The organism is Salicibibacter halophilus, from assembly GCF_006740705.1.
GTDB classification, from domain to species: domain Bacteria; phylum Bacillota; class Bacilli; order Bacillales; family Marinococcaceae; genus Salicibibacter; species Salicibibacter halophilus.
The window spans coordinates 2302241-2325289 of the sequence record NZ_CP035485.1; the positions used below are offsets into that span (position 1 = coordinate 2302241).

The 23049-nt window shown below is 45.6% G+C and carries 21 protein-coding genes, 3 tRNA genes and 2 pseudogenes; 18 read left to right on the forward strand and 8 right to left on the reverse strand.

From position 1 onward, the window contains the following. Positions 1 to 21 precede the first annotated feature (21 nt). Both EPH95_RS11230 and EPH95_RS18865 read right to left on the reverse strand, forming a co-directional pair. Positions 22 to 912 carry an aldo/keto reductase gene (locus EPH95_RS11230; RefSeq protein ID WP_142090031.1) on the reverse strand — a complete coding sequence of 297 codons (891 nt, stop codon included), beginning with the start codon at positions 910 to 912 and terminating at the stop codon, positions 22 to 24. 132 nt (positions 913 to 1044) lie between these two features. After that, positions 1045 to 1185, reverse strand: a complete 141-nt coding sequence (locus tag EPH95_RS18865; RefSeq protein ID WP_160141733.1) for a hypothetical protein — start codon at positions 1183 to 1185, stop codon at positions 1045 to 1047. A gap of 160 nt (positions 1186 to 1345) precedes the next feature. Between EPH95_RS18865 and EPH95_RS11235 the strand changes: the two genes are divergently transcribed. Continuing rightward, positions 1346 to 2662, forward strand: a complete 1317-nt coding sequence (locus tag EPH95_RS11235; protein WP_142089345.1) for an IS1380 family transposase — start codon at positions 1346 to 1348, stop codon at positions 2660 to 2662. A gap of 267 nt (positions 2663 to 2929) precedes the next feature. Here the strand turns inward: EPH95_RS11235 and EPH95_RS11240 are convergent, their stop codons facing one another. Further along, positions 2930 to 3649 carry a YqjF family protein gene (locus tag EPH95_RS11240; RefSeq protein WP_142090033.1) on the reverse strand — a complete coding sequence of 240 codons (720 nt, stop codon included), beginning with the start codon at positions 3647 to 3649 and terminating at the stop codon, positions 2930 to 2932. Between the two features lie 512 nt (positions 3650 to 4161). Here EPH95_RS11240 and EPH95_RS11245 point away from each other — a divergent pair. From EPH95_RS11245 to EPH95_RS11320, 16 genes and pseudogenes are all read left to right on the forward strand, one after another. Continuing rightward, positions 4162 to 5157: an IS110 family transposase gene (locus EPH95_RS11245; RefSeq protein ID WP_142088028.1), complete on the forward strand. Its 996-nt coding sequence runs from the start codon at positions 4162 to 4164 to the stop codon at positions 5155 to 5157. Beyond that, a complete protein-coding gene (locus tag EPH95_RS11250; protein ID WP_227003880.1) occupies positions 5051 to 5596 on the forward strand; it encodes a transposase in 546 nt (181 codons plus the stop codon). The genes EPH95_RS11245 and EPH95_RS11250 overlap by 107 nt, the downstream gene beginning before the upstream one ends. 312 nt (positions 5597 to 5908) lie before the next feature. Continuing rightward, positions 5909 to 5984 (forward strand) — tRNA-Lys (locus EPH95_RS11255). Between the two features lie 56 nt (positions 5985 to 6040). Further along, positions 6041 to 6116, forward strand: a tRNA-Asp gene (locus EPH95_RS11260). A 12-nt stretch (positions 6117 to 6128) separates the two neighbouring features. Beyond that, positions 6129 to 6204, forward strand: a tRNA-Phe gene (locus tag EPH95_RS11265). Positions 6205 to 6333: 129 nt separating this feature from the next. Next, positions 6334 to 7038: a response regulator YycF gene (gene yycF / locus EPH95_RS11270; RefSeq protein WP_142090035.1), complete on the forward strand. Its 705-nt coding sequence runs from the start codon at positions 6334 to 6336 to the stop codon at positions 7036 to 7038. A gap of 219 nt (positions 7039 to 7257) precedes the next feature. Beyond that, positions 7258 to 8894: pseudogene (locus EPH95_RS19665) on the forward strand (ATP-binding protein). Between the two features lie 4 nt (positions 8895 to 8898). After that, complete coding sequence (locus EPH95_RS11280) at positions 8899 to 10242, forward strand: YycH family regulatory protein (RefSeq protein WP_142090037.1); 1344 nt, start codon at positions 8899 to 8901, stop codon at positions 10240 to 10242. After that, entirely contained in the window at positions 10229 to 11044 is an 816-nt protein-coding gene (gene yycI / locus EPH95_RS11285) for a two-component system regulatory protein YycI (protein ID WP_142090040.1), read from the forward strand. Before EPH95_RS11280 ends, yycI begins: the two co-directional genes overlap by 14 nt. A 13-nt stretch (positions 11045 to 11057) precedes the next feature. Then, positions 11058 to 11858: an MBL fold metallo-hydrolase gene (locus EPH95_RS11290; RefSeq protein ID WP_142090042.1), complete on the forward strand. Its 801-nt coding sequence runs from the start codon at positions 11058 to 11060 to the stop codon at positions 11856 to 11858. A 135-nt stretch (positions 11859 to 11993) separates the two neighbouring features. After that, a complete protein-coding gene (locus EPH95_RS11295; RefSeq protein ID WP_142090044.1) occupies positions 11994 to 13247 on the forward strand; it encodes a S1C family serine protease in 1254 nt (417 codons plus the stop codon). A 242-nt stretch (positions 13248 to 13489) separates the two neighbouring features. Then, a complete protein-coding gene (gene rlmH, locus EPH95_RS11300; protein ID WP_142090046.1) occupies positions 13490 to 13969 on the forward strand; it encodes a 23S rRNA (pseudouridine(1915)-N(3))-methyltransferase RlmH in 480 nt (159 codons plus the stop codon). Positions 13970 to 14008: 39 nt separating this feature from the next. Then, positions 14009 to 14692 carry a uracil-DNA glycosylase gene (locus EPH95_RS11305; RefSeq protein WP_142090048.1) on the forward strand — a complete coding sequence of 228 codons (684 nt, stop codon included), beginning with the start codon at positions 14009 to 14011 and terminating at the stop codon, positions 14690 to 14692. Positions 14693 to 14769: 77 nt separating this feature from the next. Beyond that, entirely contained in the window at positions 14770 to 14964 is a 195-nt protein-coding gene (locus EPH95_RS11310) for a hypothetical protein (RefSeq protein ID WP_142090050.1), read from the forward strand. 157 nt (positions 14965 to 15121) lie between these two features. Next, on the forward strand, positions 15122 to 15406 hold the full coding sequence (locus EPH95_RS11315) for a DUF5327 family protein (RefSeq protein ID WP_142090052.1): 285 nt from the start codon (positions 15122 to 15124) through the stop codon (positions 15404 to 15406). A 35-nt stretch (positions 15407 to 15441) separates the two neighbouring features. After that, positions 15442 to 15813 (forward strand): DUF423 domain-containing protein, encoded by a 372-nt coding sequence (locus EPH95_RS11320; RefSeq protein ID WP_193556973.1) that lies wholly within the window; start codon positions 15442 to 15444, stop codon positions 15811 to 15813. A 40-nt stretch (positions 15814 to 15853) separates the two neighbouring features. Here EPH95_RS11320 and EPH95_RS11325 read toward each other — a convergent pair whose 3' ends face one another. From EPH95_RS11325 to EPH95_RS11340, 4 genes are all read right to left on the reverse strand, one after another. Then, positions 15854 to 16393 carry a small multi-drug export protein gene (locus tag EPH95_RS11325; protein ID WP_142090054.1) on the reverse strand — a complete coding sequence of 180 codons (540 nt, stop codon included), beginning with the start codon at positions 16391 to 16393 and terminating at the stop codon, positions 15854 to 15856. Between the two features lie 9 nt (positions 16394 to 16402). Continuing rightward, positions 16403 to 17230: a DUF368 domain-containing protein gene (locus tag EPH95_RS11330; RefSeq protein WP_142090057.1), complete on the reverse strand. Its 828-nt coding sequence runs from the start codon at positions 17228 to 17230 to the stop codon at positions 16403 to 16405. Positions 17231 to 17429: 199 nt separating this feature from the next. Beyond that, a complete protein-coding gene (locus tag EPH95_RS11335) occupies positions 17430 to 17666 on the reverse strand; it encodes a ferredoxin family protein (protein WP_142090059.1) in 237 nt (78 codons plus the stop codon). Positions 17667 to 17820: 154 nt separating this feature from the next. After that, positions 17821 to 19596 carry an ABC transporter ATP-binding protein gene (locus EPH95_RS11340; protein WP_142090061.1) on the reverse strand — a complete coding sequence of 592 codons (1776 nt, stop codon included), beginning with the start codon at positions 19594 to 19596 and terminating at the stop codon, positions 17821 to 17823. A 460-nt stretch (positions 19597 to 20056) separates the two neighbouring features. Here EPH95_RS11340 and EPH95_RS11345 point away from each other — a divergent pair. Next, a pseudogene (locus EPH95_RS11345) lies at positions 20057 to 20505 on the forward strand (DUF2188 domain-containing protein). A gap of 145 nt (positions 20506 to 20650) precedes the next feature. Here the strand turns inward: EPH95_RS11345 and metE are convergent. After that, on the reverse strand, positions 20651 to 22915 hold the full coding sequence (gene metE / locus EPH95_RS11350) for a 5-methyltetrahydropteroyltriglutamate--homocysteine S-methyltransferase (protein ID WP_319592778.1): 2265 nt from the start codon (positions 22913 to 22915) through the stop codon (positions 20651 to 20653). Between the last annotated feature and the right edge of the window lie 134 nt (positions 22916 to 23049).

The window sequence follows — 23049 nt, forward strand, 5'->3', positions numbered from 1 at the left end:
GCAAACACCGGGGCCTTTCTATTAAATGATATCCAAGGGCATTTTTCGATCCGGTTTCGGGAATACCTTATCAAGCTTTTGCAGATCGTCTTCTGACAGCTCTATCGTGGCGGCTTCCGCGTTTTCCATGACATGGTTTTGGCTCGTGCCCTTCGGGATGGCAAGTATCTCTTTTGTTCGTATCGTCCATGCCAGCGCGATTTGCAGGGGTTTTGCCTGGTGTTTTTCGGCTATTTCTTTAATGTCCAGGTTGTTCATCAATTGTGAGATGAGTGAACCGCCTTGGCCAAGGGGGCTGTATGCCATCATTGGTAGTTGTTGTTCCCGGTGCCAGGGGAGCAGATCAAAGTCAATCCCCCGTGACCCTAAATGGTAGAGCACTTGGTTAATGGAACAATTGGAGCCATTTTCTATTCCCATAAGTTCCTTCATATCCGAGGTATCAAAATTGGAGACGCCCCACCGTAAAATTTTCCCTTCCTTGCGAAGCTTTTCCAAACCTTCCACTGTTTCCTGAAGCGATCCATCTGAAAGTCCCCGCCAGTGCAAAAGGTACATGTCCAAATAATCGGTCTTTAATCGTTGCAAACTTTTTTCGCAGGCTTTATGGATGTTTGACAGGTTTGCATTGTGGGGATAAACTTTTGAAATCAAGAAAGCTTCATCTCTGCGATTTTTAACCGCTTCGCCAACGATCTGTTCCGATTGTCCATCCCCATACATTTCCGCGGTATCAATGACACTCATTCCTAAATCAAGGCCGAATTGCAAAGCTTTTATCTCTTCCTTTTTCTTTTCGGGATATTCCCCCATTTTCCATGTGCCTTGTCCAATGCGCGGAAGTGAAGTGCCGTCGGGCAATGCCACCGTGTGACTTTGCAACGCCTCTTTAATGCGATCCGAACGCTCCATTTATTTTGCCCCTCCCAATATTTTTTCATAGTAATAAAATGGGTACGGTTTTCCGGTTCCCTCGCGTGAATGTCGTCCAAGTCATCTGTTGAAATCGCGGGTCAATATCTCGGTCGATCACAATAAAACCGATCATTTGCTCCGCGCATCCAGCACGAAAAGGGAATGATTGTTAATGTCCTGCAAAAAATGCCCGGTGGTTGGGTACGACTCGTTCCATTGGTCACTGCCTTCTGCATTCATCATCTGAACGGTTTTCTTCACGATTTCCATTATTTCTTCCTGAACTATTCATAGAAATTCCAAAGTGACTTACGAAACCTTGGCTATCAAGGCATTCACCTGAATTAAGTATTCATCAAATAAATGAAAAAAGAATCCATTTCTGTTAGAGTTAAATTATCCCAAAATAACCACAGAAAGGATTCTTCTAATGGCTACTTTAACGCAAATAACCCTGGATTTCAATCGCAAAATGAAGCTGTCGAATGATGGAGGTGCTCTTTCCTCTGATACAGGAGAGGTCTTATTTCGAGAATTCGATGAAAAACTTGGATTTTTCCATACCCTGGATAAACATCTGCACCTTCAAGACGAGAGACTGTATCATGTGCATTCGAATGAGCACATGCTTCGTCAAAAGATTTATCAGATGATTGCCGGCTATGATGAAGATGATGCGGCGGATCAATTAACGGATGATCCCGTGTTTAGGCAAATCATTGGAACGGATGCGTTAGCTTCTCAACCCAGTTTATCCCGATTTTTTGCTCGGTTTGACACAGCATCTATCAAACAATTAAATCAAGCTAACCAGGAGCTTTTAGATAAAGTTCATCAAGCGAGGGGCTCAAAAAGTCTTATCTTTGATTTGGACTCCACGCATGCCGATACATACGGCGAACAAGAATCGACCGATTACAATGCGCATTATGGAACCGTCGGCTATCATCCTCTCGTTGCTTTCGATGGTATAACCGGTGATTTTATGAAGGCTCAACTCCGACCAGGCAACGTCTATACATCTAATGGGGTTGTGGATTTTGTAAAGCCCCTGATCACCCATTACAATGAAATGTTTCCGGAAACGATCCCATTTCTGCGTGGGGACAGTGGCTTTGCGGTTCCAGAGCTGTATGAGTTACTTGAAGACGAATCCGTCTATTATGTCATTCGTTTGAAATCCAACGCCAACCTGCAACGACTAGCCGATGAACTGCATCCGGCAACGCCGCCATCTGACGTTACACAAACCGAATGCTATTATGAGGAAACCGAATACCAAGCCAAATCATGGGCCAAGCCCAGAAAAGTCATCATTCAATCCGTTCGTCCGGCAGGTGAATTGTTTTTTAAGCATGCCTTCTTTGTGACAAGCCTGTTCGATGCCTTCTCCCCCAAGGATATCGTCCGTTCCTACCAAAAACGCGGAACGATGGAGAATTATATCAAGGAAGCCAAAAATGGTTTTGACCTGGATCGAATGAGCAGCCACTCGTTTCAGGCTAATGAAACAAGGATGATGTTCAGTTTATTAGCTTACAATTTAACCAACTGGCTACGCACCCTTTGTTTTCCGAAAGAACAAAAACGCATGCAAATCCAAACCATACGATCAAAGATCATCAAAGTGGCAAGCAAATTGGTGAAATCAGGGCGTTCGCTTTATTTCAAATTATCTTCAAGCTTTGTCTATGAAACCTTTTTCTGGAATGTGCTCAATCGTATTCAAAGGTTAAGACTAGAGTGACATGTGATCGCTCCTCTTTTTTTAAAAGCCACTTCAAGACCAAGGGAGACGTATGTCCCAAAAAGGGCATTTTTCAGCGCTTGACGCTATACTTCGTCACAATGCTAATCATCACACCTCATTTTTTGAACCAAACCGAGAAATCGTTAGCTTTGATGTTCGTTCACGCTTTTACTTGGAGGTATGAATAATTCAGGTTCTTTTATGTCCTTCTTTGTCGCGTATCGTATCATGTTGGACTCCTATTGATTGTTCACCATCAGTATATCAGTTTGAACGGTAAAGCGGCCAAAAGAAGACTTTTTGTCTTTTGGCATAATGAAGCAAAGGTTTCGTATCCGGTAGATGCAGACTGAGTGAAGCGGCGAGTGTCGTATTCGTAAAAATCGCTTCTGCTCGTTGCAAAGCCCATGGATGATGATGGATATCGAGCGCGTACAACTTATTTTTATGTGTTGTATATAAGCGATAGCGTTCCGTAAGCCAGGCATCCAAAGAGTCTTTTTCGGCGGTAAAAACGGTAGAAGAAGGTTCGTAAGCTGCTTCAAGCATGGCATCCGGCCGGTGGCTGCGATAATGAATGCCGCCTTTTTTTCTTTGGACTTTTATATCGGAATAGAAATAAGGAAGGTGGAACAGCTTGCGCGCCGTGAGCACTGCCAACCGGTGCTCGGCATCCAGGCTGAAAAAATAAACGCCGGGTTGGCCGTTAAATGTGACATACGTGCGTACGTTTACTTCCGGGAAAGCATGCGCAAATGGCATAGGCGGAAGAAAACGGGCACGTAAATGCACGATGTTAAAAGGAACGATGCCGATCCAAGCTTGGCCGTCATAAGTGTCGATCTCCAGAGGCTCCGGAATTTTCGTTTGCAATGTTCGCGGTGGGAGCGGCCAGTGGGCGAATAATACATCTTTCCATGTCTGTGTCATTAACCAAGGTCCTTTTGGGCGTGACCGAAGCCGGTGTACAGGCTGCTTGGGCATAGACGCCTCCTCGTACTAAAATAAATACAGTTGATTAACAAGGGCATAACCCTTGGGATATCAAGCTTTATTGCTCTTTGAAAACTGAATCAGAAATTGTTCGTTACTCAATTTCCTACTCTTTTTTCTCCCTTTTATCCCTTAACTACTGAACAGCTGCAGCGGGAATGCAGTCAAGGGCGCGCGATAGCGCGGGCGTAGCCTTTACCCTTGACGGAATGGACGATGCAGCTATCATCCTTCAAGGGATAAAAGGGTAGAGCGATTCAAAAGGATTGCAGGATCTAAGGAGTTTCTTGATAATATCGGTTGGATATAGGGGAAGTGCGACGCCTCCTTGTTGCACATTTTGCATGTGACTTCTCCTTAAGAGTGCGCCCCCTCCTCTTCCGGTACTTCTAACGCGCAGTTTGTTCCTTTGAGTTCTAGTATCAGCGAGGTTGTTGATCCGGTTGAGGCTCTGGGAACTCCTATATCTTGCAATCATAAATTTCTTTTAGGTGGTGATTCACTTGAACCAGCTTTTTTGTGGCATTGATATTGGACTCAAGACCTTCCAATTTTATGCCATGGATCAAGATGGGAAAGCGGTGGGAAAACCCAAACGCTACCCCAACAATCAGACAGGTGCTGACCAATTGGTTGACCATCTCGATGAACTGTTGGAGCAACAAGGCTCCCCCGCCCTCTCTATTGGCATGGAAGCGACCGGTCTGTATTGGTTCCCTCTATTTCACACGCTTCAAGAAAATGAGCGAATCAAACAGTGGGAAACCCGGCTCATTTCCATGAACCCAAAGATCGTGGAGGCCTTCCGCGGCGCTTATCCCGATGTGGATAAAACCGATCCCGTGGATGCATTCATTATTGCGGATCGGGTTCGGTTTGGACGGGGGATCGCTCCCCAACACGTTCATAGTGAACAATATCTGGCCCTCCAACGACTCACACGGTTTTATATTCACCTGACCGAGCAACAGACCAACCTGAAGAATTATGCAGGATCCTTCCTGTATCTCACCTTCAGTGAATGGGTCAGAACCCAGCCGTTCTCTGATCGCTTCAGCGTGACGGCAACCAAGCTGATGAAAAAATACAAATCAGCAGATGCCATGGCTGATCTTACAACCGATGAGCTTCGTGAACTGCTGGTAGACTTTAGCCGCAATTCCTTTCGTGATCCGGAAGAGAAGGCCAGGCAGCTTCATCAGTTAGCCCAGGATTCCTTTACTATCCCGGATGGGTTAGTGGATTCCGTTCACCTATTGGTCAAGCAAACGCTGCAACAACTCGAGTTGCTTGAAAAGCACATCAAGCGCCTGAAAAAACGGATTGAGAAGATCATGAAGGGAATCCAGCATCCTTTCGATTCCCGGCATTGGATCTGTCACGGCTGCTTTATTGATCGCCGAGATCGGAGATGTGCACCGATTCCCCGGTCAAGCTCAGCTAGCCAAATATGCCGGCCTGACATGGAGGAAACAAGCGTCCGGCAACTTCCGTGCTGAAGAAACATTTATGACCAAATCAGGCAACAGCTACCTGAGACACGGTTTTTTAATAGCCGCTCAATCCCTCGTCAACCATAACGAGGAATATCGCGCCTATTACCAGCGGAAGTTCAGTGAAGCCCCTCGCCATTCACACAAACGAGCGCTGTCGCTCACAGCCCGTAAGCTCGTGCGTCTCGTATATGCCATGCTCTCAAATAATCAACTTTACATGGCCCCTGAGGAGCGCACCGAGCAAAAGCAGGAGGTGAAAGAGTCAACGGAGGCTCCTGATGAGTCCGTCGTCGGTGAAACACCTGTTACGCAGCAACCCAATAGCTCTGAAAGCTCTGAACACAAAAAAGTGAAGAGCACGGCTGCTGCAAGGTCGTCATCGCGACAAAAAGAACTCAATGGGTCCAAAAGCCCACCGGAACAATACGCAGTCAACACGTAACTCTTCACTTGCCTTCAATCTAAACAGTTTCAGCATTGAAGTCAAGCGCATGTGAACTGACAATCGTTCCTTTTATAGCCTTTACTACCTTTGTTTTCCAATAACAAAATGAAGGCTTGTTAGGTATACCCAAAATTCGCTGACATGGCATCACTCCTTCAATTGACTCGGTAAATTCTTTTAAAAAATTACTTGACTTTTACCGCAGTCTTTTGTGAACATACGGTTAGGGTGTTCCAACGATCAATTCTCCATTCCCCATTGCATTTAAAAGCCGGACGTGCTAAGATGAATTCTGTCTTTGGGTGTAATGAGCCATTAGCTCAGTTGGCAGAGCATCTGACTTTTAATCAGAGGGTCGGAGGTTCGAATCCTCCATGGCTCACCATTTTCGCCAGAAGAAGCGTAGCAAACAAAGAGTCCACCATTTATTTTAGAAAATACGGGCCTGTGGTGTAGCGGTTAACATGCCTGCCTGTCACGCAGGAGATCGCGGGTTCGAATCCCGTCAGGCCCGCCATTTACATATATTGGCTCGATAGCTCAGTCGGTAGAGCAGTAGACTGAAAATCTACGTGTCGGCGGTTCGATTCCGTCTCGAGCCACCATTACTATCGTTTACAGCCCCGGAATGCCCCGGGGTTTTTTGTATTTTATGTTAAACGTCATTTACCTTGCAGCTATGTTACAATACTTGTAGAATAAAGTGCCGGAAATACGAAATGGGGAGAAAAAACATGAATGAAAAAATTTTGGTTGTCGATGATGAACAGCCGATTGCTGATATTCTGGAATTTTCACTGCAAAAAGAAGGCTTTGAAATCGAAGTTGCCTATGACGGTGCGGAGGCCCTGGAAAAAGTGCACGCTTTTACTCCTGACCTTATTTTACTCGATATTATGTTGCCGCAAAAAGATGGGATGGAAGTGTGCCGTGAAGTTCGTAAACATTATGATATGCCGATTATTATGCTCACGGCAAAAGACTCGGAGATCGACAAAGTGCTCGGCCTTGAACTGGGTGCCGACGATTATGTCACGAAGCCTTTTAGCACCCGTGAATTGATCGCGCGTGTGAAAGCGAATATTCGCAGGCTTCAAGTTGTCCCCGAGGAAGAACGAAAAAATACCGGTATCAAGCATATCGGTGAGTTGACGATTGACCCGGAAGCCTATCTCGTCCGTAAACGGGGAAATCCGATTGAGCTCACCCATCGGGAGTTTGAATTAATCCATTATTTAGGCCGTCATATTGGACAAGTAATGTCCCGGGAAGACCTTTTGCAGTCTGTTTGGGGTTACGACTATTTTGGAGATGTGCGAACCGTTGACGTCACCGTGCGCCGGCTGCGGGAAAAAGTCGAAGATAATCCGAGTTATCCGAACTGGATTGTGACAAGAAGAGGGGTAGGTTATTATATCCGGCATCCCGAACAGGAGTAGAGTTGGATGAAGCGAATTGCTGGTTTCTTTAAATCTTTTCAATTTAAATTAATATTTATTTACGTCATGCTTTTGCTGATTGCATTTCAGGTGATCGGGATATTTTTCATGGATAGCCTGGAAGAACAATTTGTCGATAATCATCGGAATGCATTGGAAGACCAAATGAGTCTGCTTGCTTATAATATCGAGGAGACACTTATACAAGAAACAGATGAAATGGATCAAAACGACATAAATCAAGAAATTAACGAATTAATTTCTCGGTATGAAGTAAACGAATTGAGTAGTACCGGCTCCACCATTCAAGTGGTGGACAGCCAACAGAATGTACTGGCCCACAATCAACACGGAACGCAAAGCGGAGGGTTGCTAAATACGGAAATACGGGTGTCTCAGGCATTGCTTGGCCAAGAGTCGAATGAAATGTTGTTGGACCCGGACACCGGCCATCGGATGCGGGTTATCACGCAACCTTTGCATGGCGACGATGTTGATGATGTCATTGGAGCGATTCATTTGGAATCATCCATGGAAGATATGTATAACGAAGTGACGCAAATTAATAACATATTTATGACGAGTGGAGGCGTTGCACTGGCGATTACCGCGATCATCGGTGTCCTCTTATCGAGAACCGTTACCCGTCCGATCAAAGACATGCAGAAACAGTCCGCCGTGATGAGTGAAGGAGACTTCAGTCGTCGTGTTCGCGTTTATGGAAATGATGAAATCGGGGAGCTCGCCTCTTCCTTCAATACGTTGGCAATGAATTTAAAGGAAGCGAACGCTACAACAGAAGGGGAGAGGCGGAAACTAAGCTCTGTTTTATCCCATATGACAGACGGGGTAATCGCCACGGATGAACTTGGCCGTATTATTTTGCTTAATAAACAAGCGGAAATCTTGCTTTCCTTAGACAGTGAAGGGGCAAAAGGGCAGTCTCTGCCCGAGATATTGGACCTTTCCGGCCACGTTGCGCCAAGTGACCTCTATGATTATTCGGAGCCGGTGATTTTGGATTTCAGTAGTGAATGGGGCGATTCCCTTATTGAAGCGAATTTCTCCGTTCTCCGAAGCGAAAATGGCTTTGTGACCGGTTTGATCACCGTGTTACATGACGTCACGGAACAGGAAACATTGGAGAGAGAGCGACGGGAATTTGTAGCAAATGTCTCCCACGAGTTACGCACGCCGTTAACGACTTTAAAAAGCTACATGGAAGCATTGGAAGATGGCGCTATGGCAGATGAAAATCTTGCCCCGCGATTTTTAAATGTGATTCAAGTGGAGACGGACCGTATGATACGTCTTGTGAATGACCTATTGCAATTATCGAAAATGGATGCGCAAGAGCAGGAAATTCATACAGAACGTCACGATTTGCTTCATTGGATGCATCAATTGGTGGATCGATTTGAGATGCTCGTGAAAGATCGGAACGTTTCGTTTGTCCGACGTTTCTCACAAAGGCCGATTCAAGTAAATATGGACAGCGATAAAATGACCCAAGTGTTGGATAACATCATCTCCAATGCGCTCAAGTTTTCTCCTGAAGGCGGCACGATTACGGTTGGAGCCGAAATAAAAGGAGACGAGGCGTTGATAGATATCCAAGATGAAGGCCAGGGAATTCCGAAAAAAGATCAGCAGAAAATATTTGAACGCTTCTATCGCGTGGACAAAGCCCGGGCCAGAAGCTTGGGGGCACCGGACTGGGGCTGGCCATCGCGAAAGAAATCATTGACGCCCATCAGGGCTCGGTTTCGGTATCCAGTGAGCCAAACCAGGGAACAAGCGTAACAATTTCCTTGCCCTTGGCGTCTTTCGGCGAGGTAGGTGAGAGCAGTGGTTGAGCGTATGAAAAATGTGATTCTAACCATTCTGGTAATCACCAGTCTTATTCTTACCTGGCAATTATGGACGTATCAGCCTGAGCTTGGGTTTTTGGATGAAGAGAGTGTAGAGGAAAGTGAACAACTCTCTGACCAAGTGGAATTGGCTGATGTGGTCGGTCCGGCAAACGTTGTCTTTCATCGGGATAATGAACAGTGGACCACTTCTCACGGCTCTTTAGATTTCATTGATGAAATAGCAACGGACGTTTTCTCCTCTGAGTGGGGTGATTTGGAACTGCTGGAGGGTGTTGGCCAAGACCGTGTTTATGAAAGTGATGAAGATAAAATCGAGTTCGTTTTGCCTGCACCTCTGCCATTAAGTATGGTTGAAAATTGGTTGGAAGACGACCAATCTTTACCCGTGCAGGAAGACTTATTTACCTTTGAACGATTGCTCATGATAGATGAAGGTGGTGCTTTGCGAGTCCAGCTTGTTTCCTTTGATGACCAGCAGATACTGGAAGGGTATATTGATATGGAGATCGAAGCGTTTCAAGCGCATATGGAACAGATGGACGGGAGCAGCGTCTCTTATGCAACCGAAGCACATGTAGGCGAGGACAATGAGGAGTTGCAAAAACCTGTTTATTTGCCGGCTGAATCTGTTTCTTATCCACAATTGCAATTTACTTCCACGAACATTGACGAAGACGCGCTTCTTCCTTATTTGTTTCCGGATAGGGACTCTGTCGTCACTCCGGATACCGGGGGAGGGGAGCAGCTTTATCACTCCAGCGACAGGCAAATGCGGGTAAGTCAATTCGGGAATTACATTGAATTTGATTATCCTCAAAACGAAGTAGCCGATCAACGAGACGAACAAATTATTGCCAATGCCTATGCGTTCGTTAATGCGCATGGTGGTTTCACGAATAGTTATCAGCTTTATGACTGGAATGTCTCCGGAGGAGGCGAGTCCGCTAAATTCCGAATGCTTGTGGACGGCTTGCCTGTGCTGGATACACATGCTTCATGGTACGATTTCTCATCCATCAATGTTACCCAGCAAAATGATGTCATTTCCAGTTATGAGCGTCCCGCTTTTATGTTCGATGAACATGAACCTTTGGATGATAATCCGGATGAACAAATGCGAGAGCTGCCTGATGGTGAATCCGTACTGGCCGAAGTTGAAGAAAGTAACAATCTCGATTTTGATGACATCGAAGGTATACGCGTCGGCTATGAACTGGAAAGGGTGGATACGTACATTTACGTTGTTCCCTATTGGTATGCCGAAAGCGATGGAAGCTGGATTCAGTTGGACAACGGAGATCAGGAAGGTGAATTGAGTGGATTGGAATAAAACAAAGACAATTTTCATTTTTACGTTCTTGCTTTTAAACGGCTTTTTGTTCTTTCAGTTTATCGATCATACGGAAAATCGCGCAAGCAGTGTTGAAGTAGAAGATAACCTGGAATCCCAGCTGGATTATCAAAACATTGACATCGAACCGGAACTGCCCAATGAAGAAACGCCCCTTTCCGTCGTCCGCAGCCGTACCATGGAAAGTCTCCCTGAGGAAGTGGAGAGTAGTTATGACGATTCGGACACTTACAGGGATATGGAATTCGATCCGGAAACAGGGGAGCTGTCGGTTTGGCTCGAGGAACCTTATGAGATTGATGAAGATAACGCTTGGCAAGAGCGGCGTGACTTTATAGACAGTCATATACACGATGGAGAAGAATACCGGTTTGCGGATAGAGATGCGCCACAAATCGATTTTTACGCCAACCATGAGGGCAGGACACTGATTGCTCCGAGGAATACGCACCTCACCATTTATGAAGATGATGACGGGAATATTGATTCGTTTATTCAACAGTTCGTCCATACAGAGGATATGGCTGAGCAATCGATTAGCTCTGGGTTGGATGCCATTGATACACTGATTAATGAAAATGAACTAACGACTAATTCCACCGTGACAAGCATTGATTATGTGTATTATAGTGCATTGTCCGAGGAGTACGAGAGCCAAGAAGTGATGTACTCGCCTTACTATCGAATTGTTGTTCAAGAAGAATTTGAGAGGGAAGAACAGCGGCCCGAAGTTTATCTGGTTTCTGCAGTGGAAGGAGAAGAAACGATCCGGGAACCTTAGGAGGAGTAGTTGTATGGGGATTGCTTTTAGCGTTTTAGCGAGCGGGAGCACGGGAAATGCCATGTATGTGGAAACGAACCAAACGAAGCTTTTAATCGATGCGGGACTCAGCGGAAAAAAAATCGAGAAGATGTTCCAACAAATCGGCCGTTCCTTATCAGATATTGATGCAATACTCGTTACCCATGAACATAGCGATCACGTGAAAGGGGTTGGCGTGCTTGCCCGTAAATACGAATTGCCTGTCTATGCCAATGAACGAACGTGGAAGCAGATGCTTGACGCGATCGGACCGATGGATAAAGAGCAATGCTTTCATATGGAAACAGGGGACATACAAACGTTTGCCGATATGGATGTGGAATCATTCGGGGTCTCCCATGATGCTGCCGATCCGATGTTTTTTGTCTTTCACCATGAAAAGAAAAAATTAGCGCTGGCTACAGACATGGGATACGTCAGTGATTATATAAAAGGAACACTCGCCGATGCTGACGCACTGATTTTTGAATCGAATCATGATATGAATATGCTTCGAATGGGGCGGTATCCTTGGAACATTAAACGCAGAATACTCGGAGATACCGGCCATGTTTCCAATGACGATGCGGCAAAGGCTTTAACGACAATTGTCGGTGACAAAACTCGGTATGTTTATTTGGCACATTTGAGCCAAGATAATAATTTAAAGGAACTCGCCAGAATGACGACGGAGCAAACGATGGATGAGCAAGGGATAAATTGTACGCCAAACGGGATTCAAATCCGTGACACCGATCCATATATGCCGACAGCGATGCAAAAATTGGTGTAAATGTGGCGCCTGCTAATTAAAATCATAAAGTTCGGGTAGATTAAAATTGACGCCTGTAGTTGAGTTAATGACAACATACTTATCGGGAACATTGTCCTCGCGAGCAATAACTGAACGGAAAGGTGGACGGATTATATGGGCTATTATGATAACCATTACCGGAATGAAAACAATGAAAAGAAAAATCGGCGGCGCGGCTTGGGGCTATCAGGGTTTGTGGGCGCAATCATCGGCGCGCTCGTGGTAGTTGCCGCTTTTGCCCTCGTTCAAACCAATGATATGACAGCGCCGGAGGAGCAAGAGCAAGGATCAAATGATAGTGAATTCTTTGCGGGTGAATCGGAGCAAGTGAGTTTTGACATCCATACCGATGTGACCGAAGCGGTCGAGGGTGTTTCAGAGGCCGTTGTCGGGGTCTTTAATATGCAAGAGGAAAGCTTTTGGAGTGGCGGCGGTGGCCCGCCCGGCGAACACGGAGGTGAAGGGGAAGGAATTGAAGCCGGAACCGGTTCAGGAGTCATTTATAAAGAGGACGGTAATCAAACCTTCATCGTAACGAATGAACACGTCATTCGGGGGTCTGATCAGGTAGAAATTAGCTTGAGTGAAGGGCAGCGAGTTGGAGCCGAAGTGGTCGGGGAAGATATTTGGACAGACCTGGCCGTTTTAAGTGTATCTACCGAAGAGATTGAGGACGAGGTTGAAACGGTGGCTGAATTTGGCGATTCTGAAAACCTAAGTCCCGGAGAACCGGCTATAGCGATCGGAAATCCTTTGGGGCCAACGTTTGCCCGTACTGTGACTCAAGGAATTATCAGTGCCACAGATCGTTCCATTCCGGTTGATTTGACAGGAGATGGTCAAATCGATTGGAATGCGGAAGTGATCCAGACAGATGCCGCCATTAATCAGGGGAATAGCGGCGGTCCGCTCTTAAATGCCCAAGGACAAGTGATCGGCATTAATTCCATGGAGATCGCCCAAGGAGAAGGTTTGGGCTTTGCGATCCCGACGTCCATCGTTATGCCTGTCATCGAAGACATTGAGAATTATGGTGAAGTGGAACGTCCTGAACTTGGGGTTGAAATGGGCTCCGTCAGTGATATTCCAAGTTACCATTGGCAAGAAACGCTTAATTTGCCAGAGGATGTAACTTCCGGTGTTTTTGTCACGAACGTATTCCCGGGTTCATCAGCAGATGAAGACGGACTGCAGGAATATGATGTGATCGTTGAAATGGATGACCAAGAGATTGATTTTGCACATGACCTACGCATGTATCTCTATACAGAACTCGATGTCGGTGAAGAAGTAACCATATCGTTCTATCGCGATGGTGAATTGCAGGAAACAACGATTGAACTACAGGAACAACAAGATAGCTTGTGATGATATGCAAACATGGGAATCCTCGTATTGTTCGAGGGTTCCTTTATCCCGAATCCAGATGACAGAAATCAGTTACCTGATAAGAAGTGAAGGACTTCTAGGAATAACTTTCATCTGGCATTCCGGCTTCACTTTATTCACAACGGGAGGCGTATTATAATACCGTCGTGGATAGGGCTTTCGCGAGAAACCAACAACTTATTGTGAACATGTGGATAACTTTTGTGGATAAGGTGGCTTGCATGAACATTCAATTGCTCGCGGTTGGAAAATTAAAGGAAAAGTACTTGTTGGCAGGCATTGAAGAATACGAAAAACGCTTAAAAAAGGATGTAAAATTTTCGATCAAAGAAGTGGCAGAGGAACGGGCACCTGAACGTCTCAGTGAAAAGGAAAGCCTTCAAGTGCGGAATAAAGAAGGAGAGCGTTTGCTTCAACATATAAAGGCTCAATCATACGTCATCGCGTTGGATAGAAAAGGAAAAATGTTTCGCTCCGAAGATATGGCCACACAAATAGATCAGCTTGCTTTACACGGACACAATAGTTTTACGTTTATCATCGGCGGATCTATTGGCCTTGGGGAAAATGTCATACAGAGAGCTGATCTGTGCTGGTCCTTTTCGTCATTGACGTTTCCCCATCAATTGATACGCTTAATGCTAATGGAACAGATTTATCGTTTTACACAAATTCAAAAAGGCACCCCTTATCATAAATGAAGGTAAATGTTTCACGTGGAACAATTGGAGGAACCGGATATGAATAGCCCTCTACACAATGATTGGACAAATTATCTCGAAAAGGAATTTCAAAAAGATTATTATCAGCAGCTTCGATCGTTTTTGAAGCAAGAGTATAACAATCACGCAGTTTATCCGGATATGTATGATATTTTTAACGCGTTACACTATACGTCCTATGAAAATACGAAAGTGGTGATTCTCGGACAAGATCCTTATCATGGTCCGAATCAAGCACATGGATTAAGTTTTTCCGTGCAGCCGGACGTCAAATTCCCTCCATCGCTTCGAAATATTTTTCAGGAACTTGAGAACGATGTTGGTTGTGAAATACCGGCAAACGGAGATTTGCGCGGATGGGCTAAGCAAGGGGTATTGCTTCTTAACACGGTGTTAACCGTTCGGGCTCGAGAAGCGGCTTCTCATCAAGGCAAAGGATGGGAAATGTTTACCGATCAAGTGATCAGAAGCGTAAGCGCAAAGAAAGATCCGGTTGTTTTTATTTTATGGGGCCGTCACGCACAATCGAAAGTTTCGTTCATTGAAAGCCAACATGCGGTGATCCGTTCGTCCCATCCCAGTCCTTTTTCTGCCCATAAAGGATTTTATGGAAGTCGTCCATTCTCAAAAGCGAATAAGTTTTTGGAACGAATGGAGAGAGAGCCCATTCAGTGGTGTGAAACCGGCATAAATGGCGAGTGATGTTCAGCTAAAAATCGCTTGTTTATACTGGCTTGTTTTGGGGAAAAGCTATATACATCATATTCGGAGGTGAGACGATGATCAAAATCGATGATATGCAAATACCTGCTGAACGTTATGAAGATGTTAAAAGTGCCCGTGAAGCTTTAAAAAAAGATGAGATCATCGTTAAAGACAATGATGGAAACATTTGGATTGTTGATAATGAAAATTACCCTAAAATAGAGGGGTATGGATATGAACGCATCGATCCCAATTCTTCAACCGAATAATTATCGATCGGTGAAATAGGGCCTTTTTGAAGGCCTTTTTTAATGAACGGCGATGACTTGGGGACATTCATGGAATTGACAAAATAGGAAGGAAAGCGTGATTTGGATTAGTCCTGCCACGTGTTATCGTAAAGGATAGAGGCATAGGAGGAATTCGATGCATGTATCTGCAGAGACGATTGTTGCGAAAATAAAGCAGGAAACGGCAAACCTTGAACTTGCACTGGAGAATGGGGAAGCGAAAGGGAAAATCCGTGAACATGCACGGTTGATTCGTGCATTTAGCGAGCTCATTGAAGAAGGAGGCAGTGCTGCTTCCGGTAAATCGGAGCTTCCGGTTACTTACCCAGATGAAAATACGCAGCCGAAATCTCCGGCAGCCGTTCAGCCGGCTCGAGAGAGCCACGAGGTTTCCGGCCAAGGTAATTTACTGGAATTTTAATTCAAAACCGGCATTTGAAAGCGTGGTGCATAAAATTGGCAAAAACGTTATTGGCCATCGGCGCGGCCATGGGAGCGCTGGCGGTCGCTATCGGCGCCTTCGGCGCCCATGGCTTGGAGGGAAGAGTAAGTGAACGAATGTTGGAAAATTATCAAACCGGCGTGCAATATCATATGTTTCACGCGCTGGGGATTATTGCTGTCGGGTTGACCGCGACGGTCATTGGTGGCAGTGCGCTGCTCGGTTGGGCAGGAGGCTTGATGCTTTTTGGAACCATTGTGTTTTCCGGAAGCTTGTACACGATGGCGCTTACCGGCATGACCTGGCTCGGTGCGATCACGCCGATCGGAGGGGTGGCGTTTATCACGGGTTGGATTTTATTGATGATCGCTGCATTTAAGCTATGATTCGGTAAACGAACACCTGTGGCGCGATCCACGGGTTTTTTTATCTAAATATCGTGTCCATGCCTAATTGGACAGCAACACCGGTAATGACTGACCACAGAATCAGACTGATGGTCATCCAAATGGATACATGCGTACGGTTGCCGCCAAAAGTACAAGCCATAAGCGCGGTTAAATGGCTGCTAAGTAAACCTGTACCGATAACTGCAAGGCCGGGGAGCCCATATTTATCCCAAAGCTTCCGCGCCTTTTCTCTGCGTTTGTTCGTATAATCCTCGTGCCATTGCGTTTCAGAGGTATCTGCTGTAAAGGTTTCTTCGTGTTCTTGATTGGCGTCATCAACCTCTTCTTCCGTCGGAACGCGAGGTTGTTGCTCCTTTTTGTTACGTAAAAATCCCCGAATTTTATCCACGAGAACGATAAGCAAGAGCACGGTAACTAGATTGCCCAAAAAACCGAAAATGATTGTAGGTATGAGTGGGAGCCCGACAATAACGCCTATTGGGATAGCAACCATATATTCGATGAACGGAATAGCCGCACCCAAGAATATCATAATAAAATAGATCACATAGTCCATAAAGCCACCTCATTGTTTGTACTCGACTTTTCCAAGAAGAAAGGCAACGCAGAAACCGAGGAGTAGGGCGATGAATGAAGCGAATAGCCCGCCTATCCCTATCGGCATTCCCTGGTAGATCACAACCACGGAGCCTAAGACCATTCCGGTGACGACAGCGTAAGTTCCCACCGGAAATCGCTGTAAAAAGAAATGGACGATTTTACTTGTAATCAGCACCCCGACACCGATTCCGGCAATGAGCGTCACTAAAACCGGAAAATGAAAGTTATCCAGCGCATCAATAATTGTCGCGTAATAGCCGAAAACCAATAAAAGAAAAGAGCCGCTCAAGCCGGGTAAAATCATGGCAGAACTTGCTACCCAGCCGAGGAAGAAGATCGCAATATAGTGGTTTGCATTTAATGAACCGAGCATACTCGATTGATCAGGATCTTGCATAATGCCGAACAGAGCAATCAGTAAAAGCGAAATAAGCAAGACCAAATAATGAATGCCTGAAAATGTCTGTTTAAAGTTAATTTTTTTCAGCAGGAAAGGGACGACCCCAATGATTAATCCGAGAAAAAAGAAGGAAAGCTGATTTGGATAATGGGTAAGTAACCAGTTGATAGCCGCTGCACTTGAAAACACAGCCAAAAAAATGCCGATGACGAGTGGAACAAGAAATGCCAGGCTTTTTTTCCACTCCCGCGTGGTTAAGCCATTAATCGAAGCAATTAAACGTTCGTAAATACCCAAAACAACGGCGATCGTGCCGCTGCTTACGCCGGGAATCGTTTCAACGCTCCCCATGATTAATCCGCGCCAAAGATTGTGGACATCAATCTTTCCCATATGTATAGCCCCCCTAACTCTCATCGTTATATCATGGGAGTTTAAAAAATACCATAAAAAAATGCCGATCCCTTAAAAAACATAACTTTCGCCATTCTTGGCGAAAGTCAACGTTATTCTTATCGATCGTTCCGGGCAGCGGAAACAAAAAAGCAGGTGCTGACAGCTGAGGCCAACACCTGCACCTTGGAACCGCCCATTATTCTTCAAAATATGCACGGTTTAATTCAATGTATTGGGCTTCTTCTTCAGGTACTTCGTCGTCCGGATAAATGGCTTCCACCGGACATACGGGTTCGCATGCCCCGCAATCTATACAGATATCCGGATCAATGTAGAACATGTCCTTTCCTTCTTCAATACAATCAACCGGACAAACTTCTACACAAGACCCGTTTTTTTCTCCTTCACATGGTGATGTTATGACGAATGGCATCTGTATCTCACCTCCCTATTTGTGATTATAACGGATAAATGAAAGTAAATAAAAGACTTTATGGCAAAAATGCCTTTATTGACAGCCATCAATCAGGCGTTGCCCAGTATTATAACATATCTGTATACTGAACAGGGATCTGGATGCCCAAAAATTAGCTAAACACCTGTTGATGAAACTGCGAATGATACAATCGTCGGTAACGCCCGTTTTTTGCCAGTAATTCCTGATGCGTTCCCTGTTCCACCACTTGTCCGTCGTCAAGGACGACGATATGGTGGGCATTTTGAATCGTAGAAAGCCGATGGGCAATGACGAGCGCTGTCCGGTTTTGCAACAAATGGGCCAATCCTGCCTGAATGGTTTTTTCCGCTTCCGTATCCAACGAGGAGGTGGCTTCATCAAGCAAAATGATGGCTGGATCTTTTAAAAGGGCACGGGCAATGGAAATTCGTTGTTTTTGCCCCCCGGAAAGCTTAACGCCTCCCTCGCCGACCGTGGAATCATACCCATCCGGGAGGTCGTTAATAAACGTTTCGGCGTCGGCGATTCGTGCCGCTTGTTTCACATCCGCAAGGCAGGCATCCGGCAAACCGTAAGCAATATTATCGCGAATGGTGCCGTTAAATAGCACAACATCTTGACTGACAACGCCGATTTGAGAACGAAGGGATGAAAGCGTCACTGTATCGATCCGTGTACCATCAATGGTTATTTTGCCCATCGCAGGGTCGTAAAATCGACTGATTAATTGCGTCAAGGTCGTTTTCCCGGAACCTGAAGGCCCGACAATTGCGGTTGTTTTTCCGGCTTGAAAATGGACATCGACATTTTTGATGACAGGTTCAGCTTCGTAGGCAAAAGACACTTGATGGAACTTGACGTTTCCATCCCGGATGGCAAGGGTTTGCGCATTTTCCGGGTTTTGAATGGACGGTTTTGTTTCCAAAATGGCCATGATGCGGTCATAGGCCGCGGCTGCCTGTTGAATGGTGTTCATTAATCGACTGACACGCCGAATGGGATTTTGCAAAAGGCGCACATACACGATAAAGGTAGCAATCATACCGACCGTCATGTCCCCGCCGATCGTCTGCCAAGCGCCAAACACAACAACGATGGCCATCCCAAGATAATTGACGAAATTGACGAGCGGTCCGAATAAAGAAAAGTTTTTCGCAGCGTTAATGTTCGCTTGCCGATTTGTTTCATTACGTTCGGAAAATCGTCCTTCTTCATAGCGTTCCATAGCAAAGGATTTAACGAGGCGAATGCCCGAAAAGGTATCTTGTAAATGATTGTTCATTTCGGCAAGGCTTCCCTGGACCCTCCAGTAGGCTGTGCGAATACGTTTGGCAAAATAACGCGTGAGAACAAAAAGAAGAGGAAATGTTAATAAGATGAGGGTGGCCAGCTGCCAATTCACATAAAACATATACGTTGAAATCGCTATGAAAATGAAGATATCCGTCAGTAAATTCAAGAGACCGGAAGCAAGCAATTGCTGCAACATATTCACGTCATTGGTCATTCGCGACATTAAGTCTCCGGTGCGATTATGATCAAAAAAGGAAACATCGGCGTGTTGCATGTGGCTGTATAATTCATTACGGAGCGTATAAAGCGCCCGTTGTCCAACAATGGCCATGATATAACTACCCGCAAATTGAAAACCGATAAGGAGGGCGGCGCCGCCAATAATACCGGCAATCACCCAAGCAAGCATGTCCAATTGTTCTTCGGGAATGACCACATCGATCGTATATTGGATGAACTGAGGAATCGCAAACTCAATCGAAGCGACGAACAACACTGCAATAACAGCGATGAAAATCAACCGCCAATGCGGACGCACACGGGAAAACAAGTCCTTAAACATTTGCCGCACGCTTTGTTTCCGTGGTTTTGTATCTAAAGCACTTTTGTGCATGCCCCCCCTCCTTTCACGAAAAATCCCTCTCGAGACTCCTGCCTCTAACATAGGGAAGACGCACACGTGGCGGTTCTTAGCCGGCCTTCCGACGCACAGGAAGTGCTAGTGCCGGCGTTGCCACAGGACGTGGCGGTTCTTAGCCGGCCTTCCTTCATACACACTAGCCGAAAAGAAGTTTAACTGTCAAAAGAAAGAAAAGGGAAATGAAGGGCGTCCGTACCCAGGGTAAGCCAACCGATGGGAGTAGAAAATTCAACCACGCAGCACTAGCTTTTGCCTTCCATCGTTGAATCATGCTTTCGGTATGTAAAAAGCGGTTGTCCCGGCCACCCCCAAGTGATATCTTCCTTTGCGCACTAATATACTATATGGCTCAATGAAGTACATATGTTTATTGTTCATTTGATTAAAAGGGGATTGAATCGGGAATAGGAAAACAAAAACAGAGGTGATCCATATGCCATGGAACATGCACGATTATCCCAGTTCTTGGAAGAACATGGATCGAGCGGTTCGAAAAAAAGCCATTGAAATAGGTAATGCCATGCTTGAGGATGGCCATGATGAAGGAAGGGCTATTCCGATTGCTACCGAGCAAGCAAAGGAATGGCATCAAAATGCCAGTAATTCGGAAATTGATCAGTATTTAAAAGATGACGATACGACCCCGGAAAAAGATAGGTACGGCAGTCGCCCGGAATTGCTTGAACGCCCGCAATTTGTCACTCCCCATCCCGATGGGGGCTGGGCTGTACAAGCGAAGGTGCTCACCAACCATCGGAAGTGTTTGAAATTAAAAAAGAGGCAATTACACGCGGACGTGAAATTGCCCGAAATAAAGGAACACAGCTGATCATCCATCGGGAGGATGACAGTATAGAAGAAAAATACAATTATGAACGGTGAAAACTTAGAAAGATGGAGTTGGAATGTGTTTTCTTGCTGTCGTATTCCGCGCACTTCGAATAGGATCTCCCCATCTGGACAAATCAAAACGAGCCTCCCGCACTGCACTGTGGGCGGGAGGCTCGTGATTCTTCTTCTGTGAACGTTAGCTTGTCACTTCTGCACGTGCTTTTTGGGCAGCATTGACCATTTTTTTCAGTGCGGCAACGGTTTCTTCCTCATTACGGGTTTTTAAACCGCAGTCCGGATTGACCCAGAAAAGATCGTCAGGAAGAACGCTGAGCGCACGGCGGATGATGTGTAGCATCTCCTCTTCCGATGGCACTCGGGGGCTATGAATGTCGTAAACCCCGAGGCCGATGCCCTTGTCATAAACATTCTCTTCGAACGTCTCCAGAATATCTCCTTGACTTCGGGAAGTTTCAATGGAGATAACATCGGCATCAAGGGCGCTGATGGCGTTGATGATATCCTGAAATTCACTGTAGCACATATGAGTGTGAATTTGGGTTGTGTTTTTCACATAGGAAGAACTGAGTCTGAACGCTTGCACCGCCCATTCCAAATAGGTTGGCCAATCCTCGCGTTTTAGCGGAAGTCCTTCGCGCAGGGCAGGTTCATCGATTTGAATCATTTCGATGCCGGCATCTTCCAAGGCGCTTACTTCTTCTTTCATCGCTTCTGCAATTTGAAACGCAACTTGTTGATTCGGTAGATCGTCGCGTTCAAAGGACCAATTAAGAATGGTGACGGGACCGGTTAGCATGCCTTTGACAGGTTTGTCTGTCAATGACTGGGCATAGACAGTTTCTTCCACGGTCATGGGTTCTTTAAAACGTACATCTCCGTAGATAATCGGAGGTTTCACTCCGCGAGAACCGTAGGATTGTACCCAGGCATTTTTTGTAAAAGCAAAACCTTCAAGGCGTTCACCAAAGAATTCGACCATATCGTTTCGCTCAAATTCTCCATGAACGAGCACGTCCAAGCCGATCGCTTCCTGGTGGTCAATCCACGTCTTGATATGGGATTGGATGGCGGATTGATATTCCGACCGTGTAAGTTCTCCTTTTTTCAAGCGGGCACGTAAGCGGCGAACATCCCGCGTTTGCGGAAAACTTCCAATCGTTGTCGTAGGAAGCTTAGGCAATGGCCACTTTTCTAATTGTTTTTTTCTGCGTTCTTCATAACTTAGTGGGCGGCTAACTCCCTTAGAGGTTGCCGTATCCGGTTCTTCCTTTCGCCATCCCTTTGTTCTAAGGGCAGCAAAAATTTCCTCGTTGTCCTCCAATATTTTGTCCGTCGCTTCAGGTTTTTCAACTTCTAAATATTGCAGGGTACGAAGCTCTTCCATTTTCTCGTCTGCGAAGGACAGGGCTTGTTTTAAGGTTGCATCAAGCGCTGGTTCATTTTCCACGGTTACAGGCGTATGTAGCAAGTTCGCGGAAGGTTGAAGCCAAACCTTATCGTTATCCGCATTTTTTTGAATTTCCTTTAAAAGCGCGAGCTTATCTTTAAGTTTTGCTTTCCAAATATTGCGGCCGTCGATCACGCCTGCTCCGAGCACTTTATCTTTCGGGAAGCCGTGTGTTTGCAAGGCATGCAGATTCTTGCCTCGATCATGGACAAAATCCAATCCGATGCCGGCAACCGGGAGTTCGCTGACTTTTTCATAGTGGCTGACCGCTTCAAAATACGTTTGTAATAAAACATTGAGTTGCGGAACTTCTTTTTGCAACGTGTCATAGACTTTGGAGAGCAGTGGCAGGTCAGCTTCCGGAATCGTTGTGACGAGGGAAGGCTCGTCCACTTGCACCCATTGTGCGCCTTCGTCGGCAAGCGCTTGGAAAAGTTGAACATAAACGTCGGTTAATTGCGTAAGCAGTTCGGGAAACGCATCGTTCTTATAATGTTTTGCCAATTTCAGAAATGAATAAGGGCCGATGATGACAGGTTTTCCTTCAATTCCAAGTTCTTCTTTTGCTTCCTTGTACGCATCGAGCAAATAGTTTGCGGTTAATGTCGGCGTGGTGTTTTCGATTTCAGGGACGATGTAATGATAATTCGTGTTGTACCACTTCGTCATTTCGGATGCAGGTACATCTTTGTTTCCCCGGGCCATGTCGAAGTACGTCTCTAATGATACCTTTCCGCCGTTGTATTCAAAACGATCCGGAACCAATCCGAACATCGCGGCTGCATCGAGAATATGATCATAATACGTAAAGTCGCCAACCGGGATCATTTCGATGCCGGCATCTTGTTGTTTTTTCAAATGGTTTAAGCGAATCGCCTTCATTTCGGCATGGAGGTCTTCGCTGCTCAGGTTTCCGGCCCAATGTGCCTCCAGTGCTTTTTTCCATTCCCGTTTTTCTCCAATACGGGGGTAACCCAACAAACTAGTTTTCAACCATATCTCCTCCTGCGCATGTAGTAGTAAAAAAGGATATCCCCACCCTTTAATGGAAGGTGAAAATATCCATTAACCTTCGTATCTTCCTTACTGGAATACTTTAAAAGATAAAAGAAGTAACCGTATTTGTC

What these genes read in the sequence shown, in the direction of transcription:
- EPH95_RS11230 (WP_142090031.1), bottom strand. Translation starts at nt 912, where the DNA reads ATGGAGCGTTCGGATCGCATTAAAGAGGCGTTGCAAAGTCACACGGTG.
- EPH95_RS18865 (WP_160141733.1), bottom strand. Translation starts at nt 1,185, where the DNA reads ATGGAAATCGTGAAGAAAACCGTTCAGATGATGAATGCAGAAGGCAGT.
- EPH95_RS11235 (WP_142089345.1), top strand. Translation starts at nt 1,346, where the DNA reads ATGGCTACTTTAACGCAAATAACCCTGGATTTCAATCGCAAAATGAAG.
- EPH95_RS11240 (WP_142090033.1), bottom strand. Translation starts at nt 3,649, where the DNA reads ATGCCCAAGCAGCCTGTACACCGGCTTCGGTCACGCCCAAAAGGACCT.
- yycF (WP_142090035.1), top strand. Translation starts at nt 6,334, where the DNA reads ATGAATGAAAAAATTTTGGTTGTCGATGATGAACAGCCGATTGCTGAT.
- EPH95_RS11280 (WP_142090037.1), top strand. Translation starts at nt 8,899, where the DNA reads ATGAAAAATGTGATTCTAACCATTCTGGTAATCACCAGTCTTATTCTT.
- EPH95_RS11290 (WP_142090042.1), top strand. Translation starts at nt 11,058, where the DNA reads ATGGGGATTGCTTTTAGCGTTTTAGCGAGCGGGAGCACGGGAAATGCC.
- EPH95_RS11295 (WP_142090044.1), top strand. Translation starts at nt 11,994, where the DNA reads ATGGGCTATTATGATAACCATTACCGGAATGAAAACAATGAAAAGAAA.
- rlmH (WP_142090046.1), top strand. Translation starts at nt 13,490, where the DNA reads ATGAACATTCAATTGCTCGCGGTTGGAAAATTAAAGGAAAAGTACTTG.
- EPH95_RS11305 (WP_142090048.1), top strand. Translation starts at nt 14,009, where the DNA reads ATGAATAGCCCTCTACACAATGATTGGACAAATTATCTCGAAAAGGAA.
- EPH95_RS11310 (WP_142090050.1), top strand. Translation starts at nt 14,770, where the DNA reads ATGATCAAAATCGATGATATGCAAATACCTGCTGAACGTTATGAAGAT.
- EPH95_RS11315 (WP_142090052.1), top strand. Translation starts at nt 15,122, where the DNA reads ATGCATGTATCTGCAGAGACGATTGTTGCGAAAATAAAGCAGGAAACG.
- EPH95_RS11325 (WP_142090054.1), bottom strand. Translation starts at nt 16,393, where the DNA reads ATGGACTATGTGATCTATTTTATTATGATATTCTTGGGTGCGGCTATT.
- EPH95_RS11330 (WP_142090057.1), bottom strand. Translation starts at nt 17,230, where the DNA reads ATGGGAAAGATTGATGTCCACAATCTTTGGCGCGGATTAATCATGGGG.
- EPH95_RS11335 (WP_142090059.1), bottom strand. Translation starts at nt 17,666, where the DNA reads ATGCCATTCGTCATAACATCACCATGTGAAGGAGAAAAAAACGGGTCT.
- EPH95_RS11340 (WP_142090061.1), bottom strand. Translation starts at nt 19,596, where the DNA reads ATGCACAAAAGTGCTTTAGATACAAAACCACGGAAACAAAGCGTGCGG.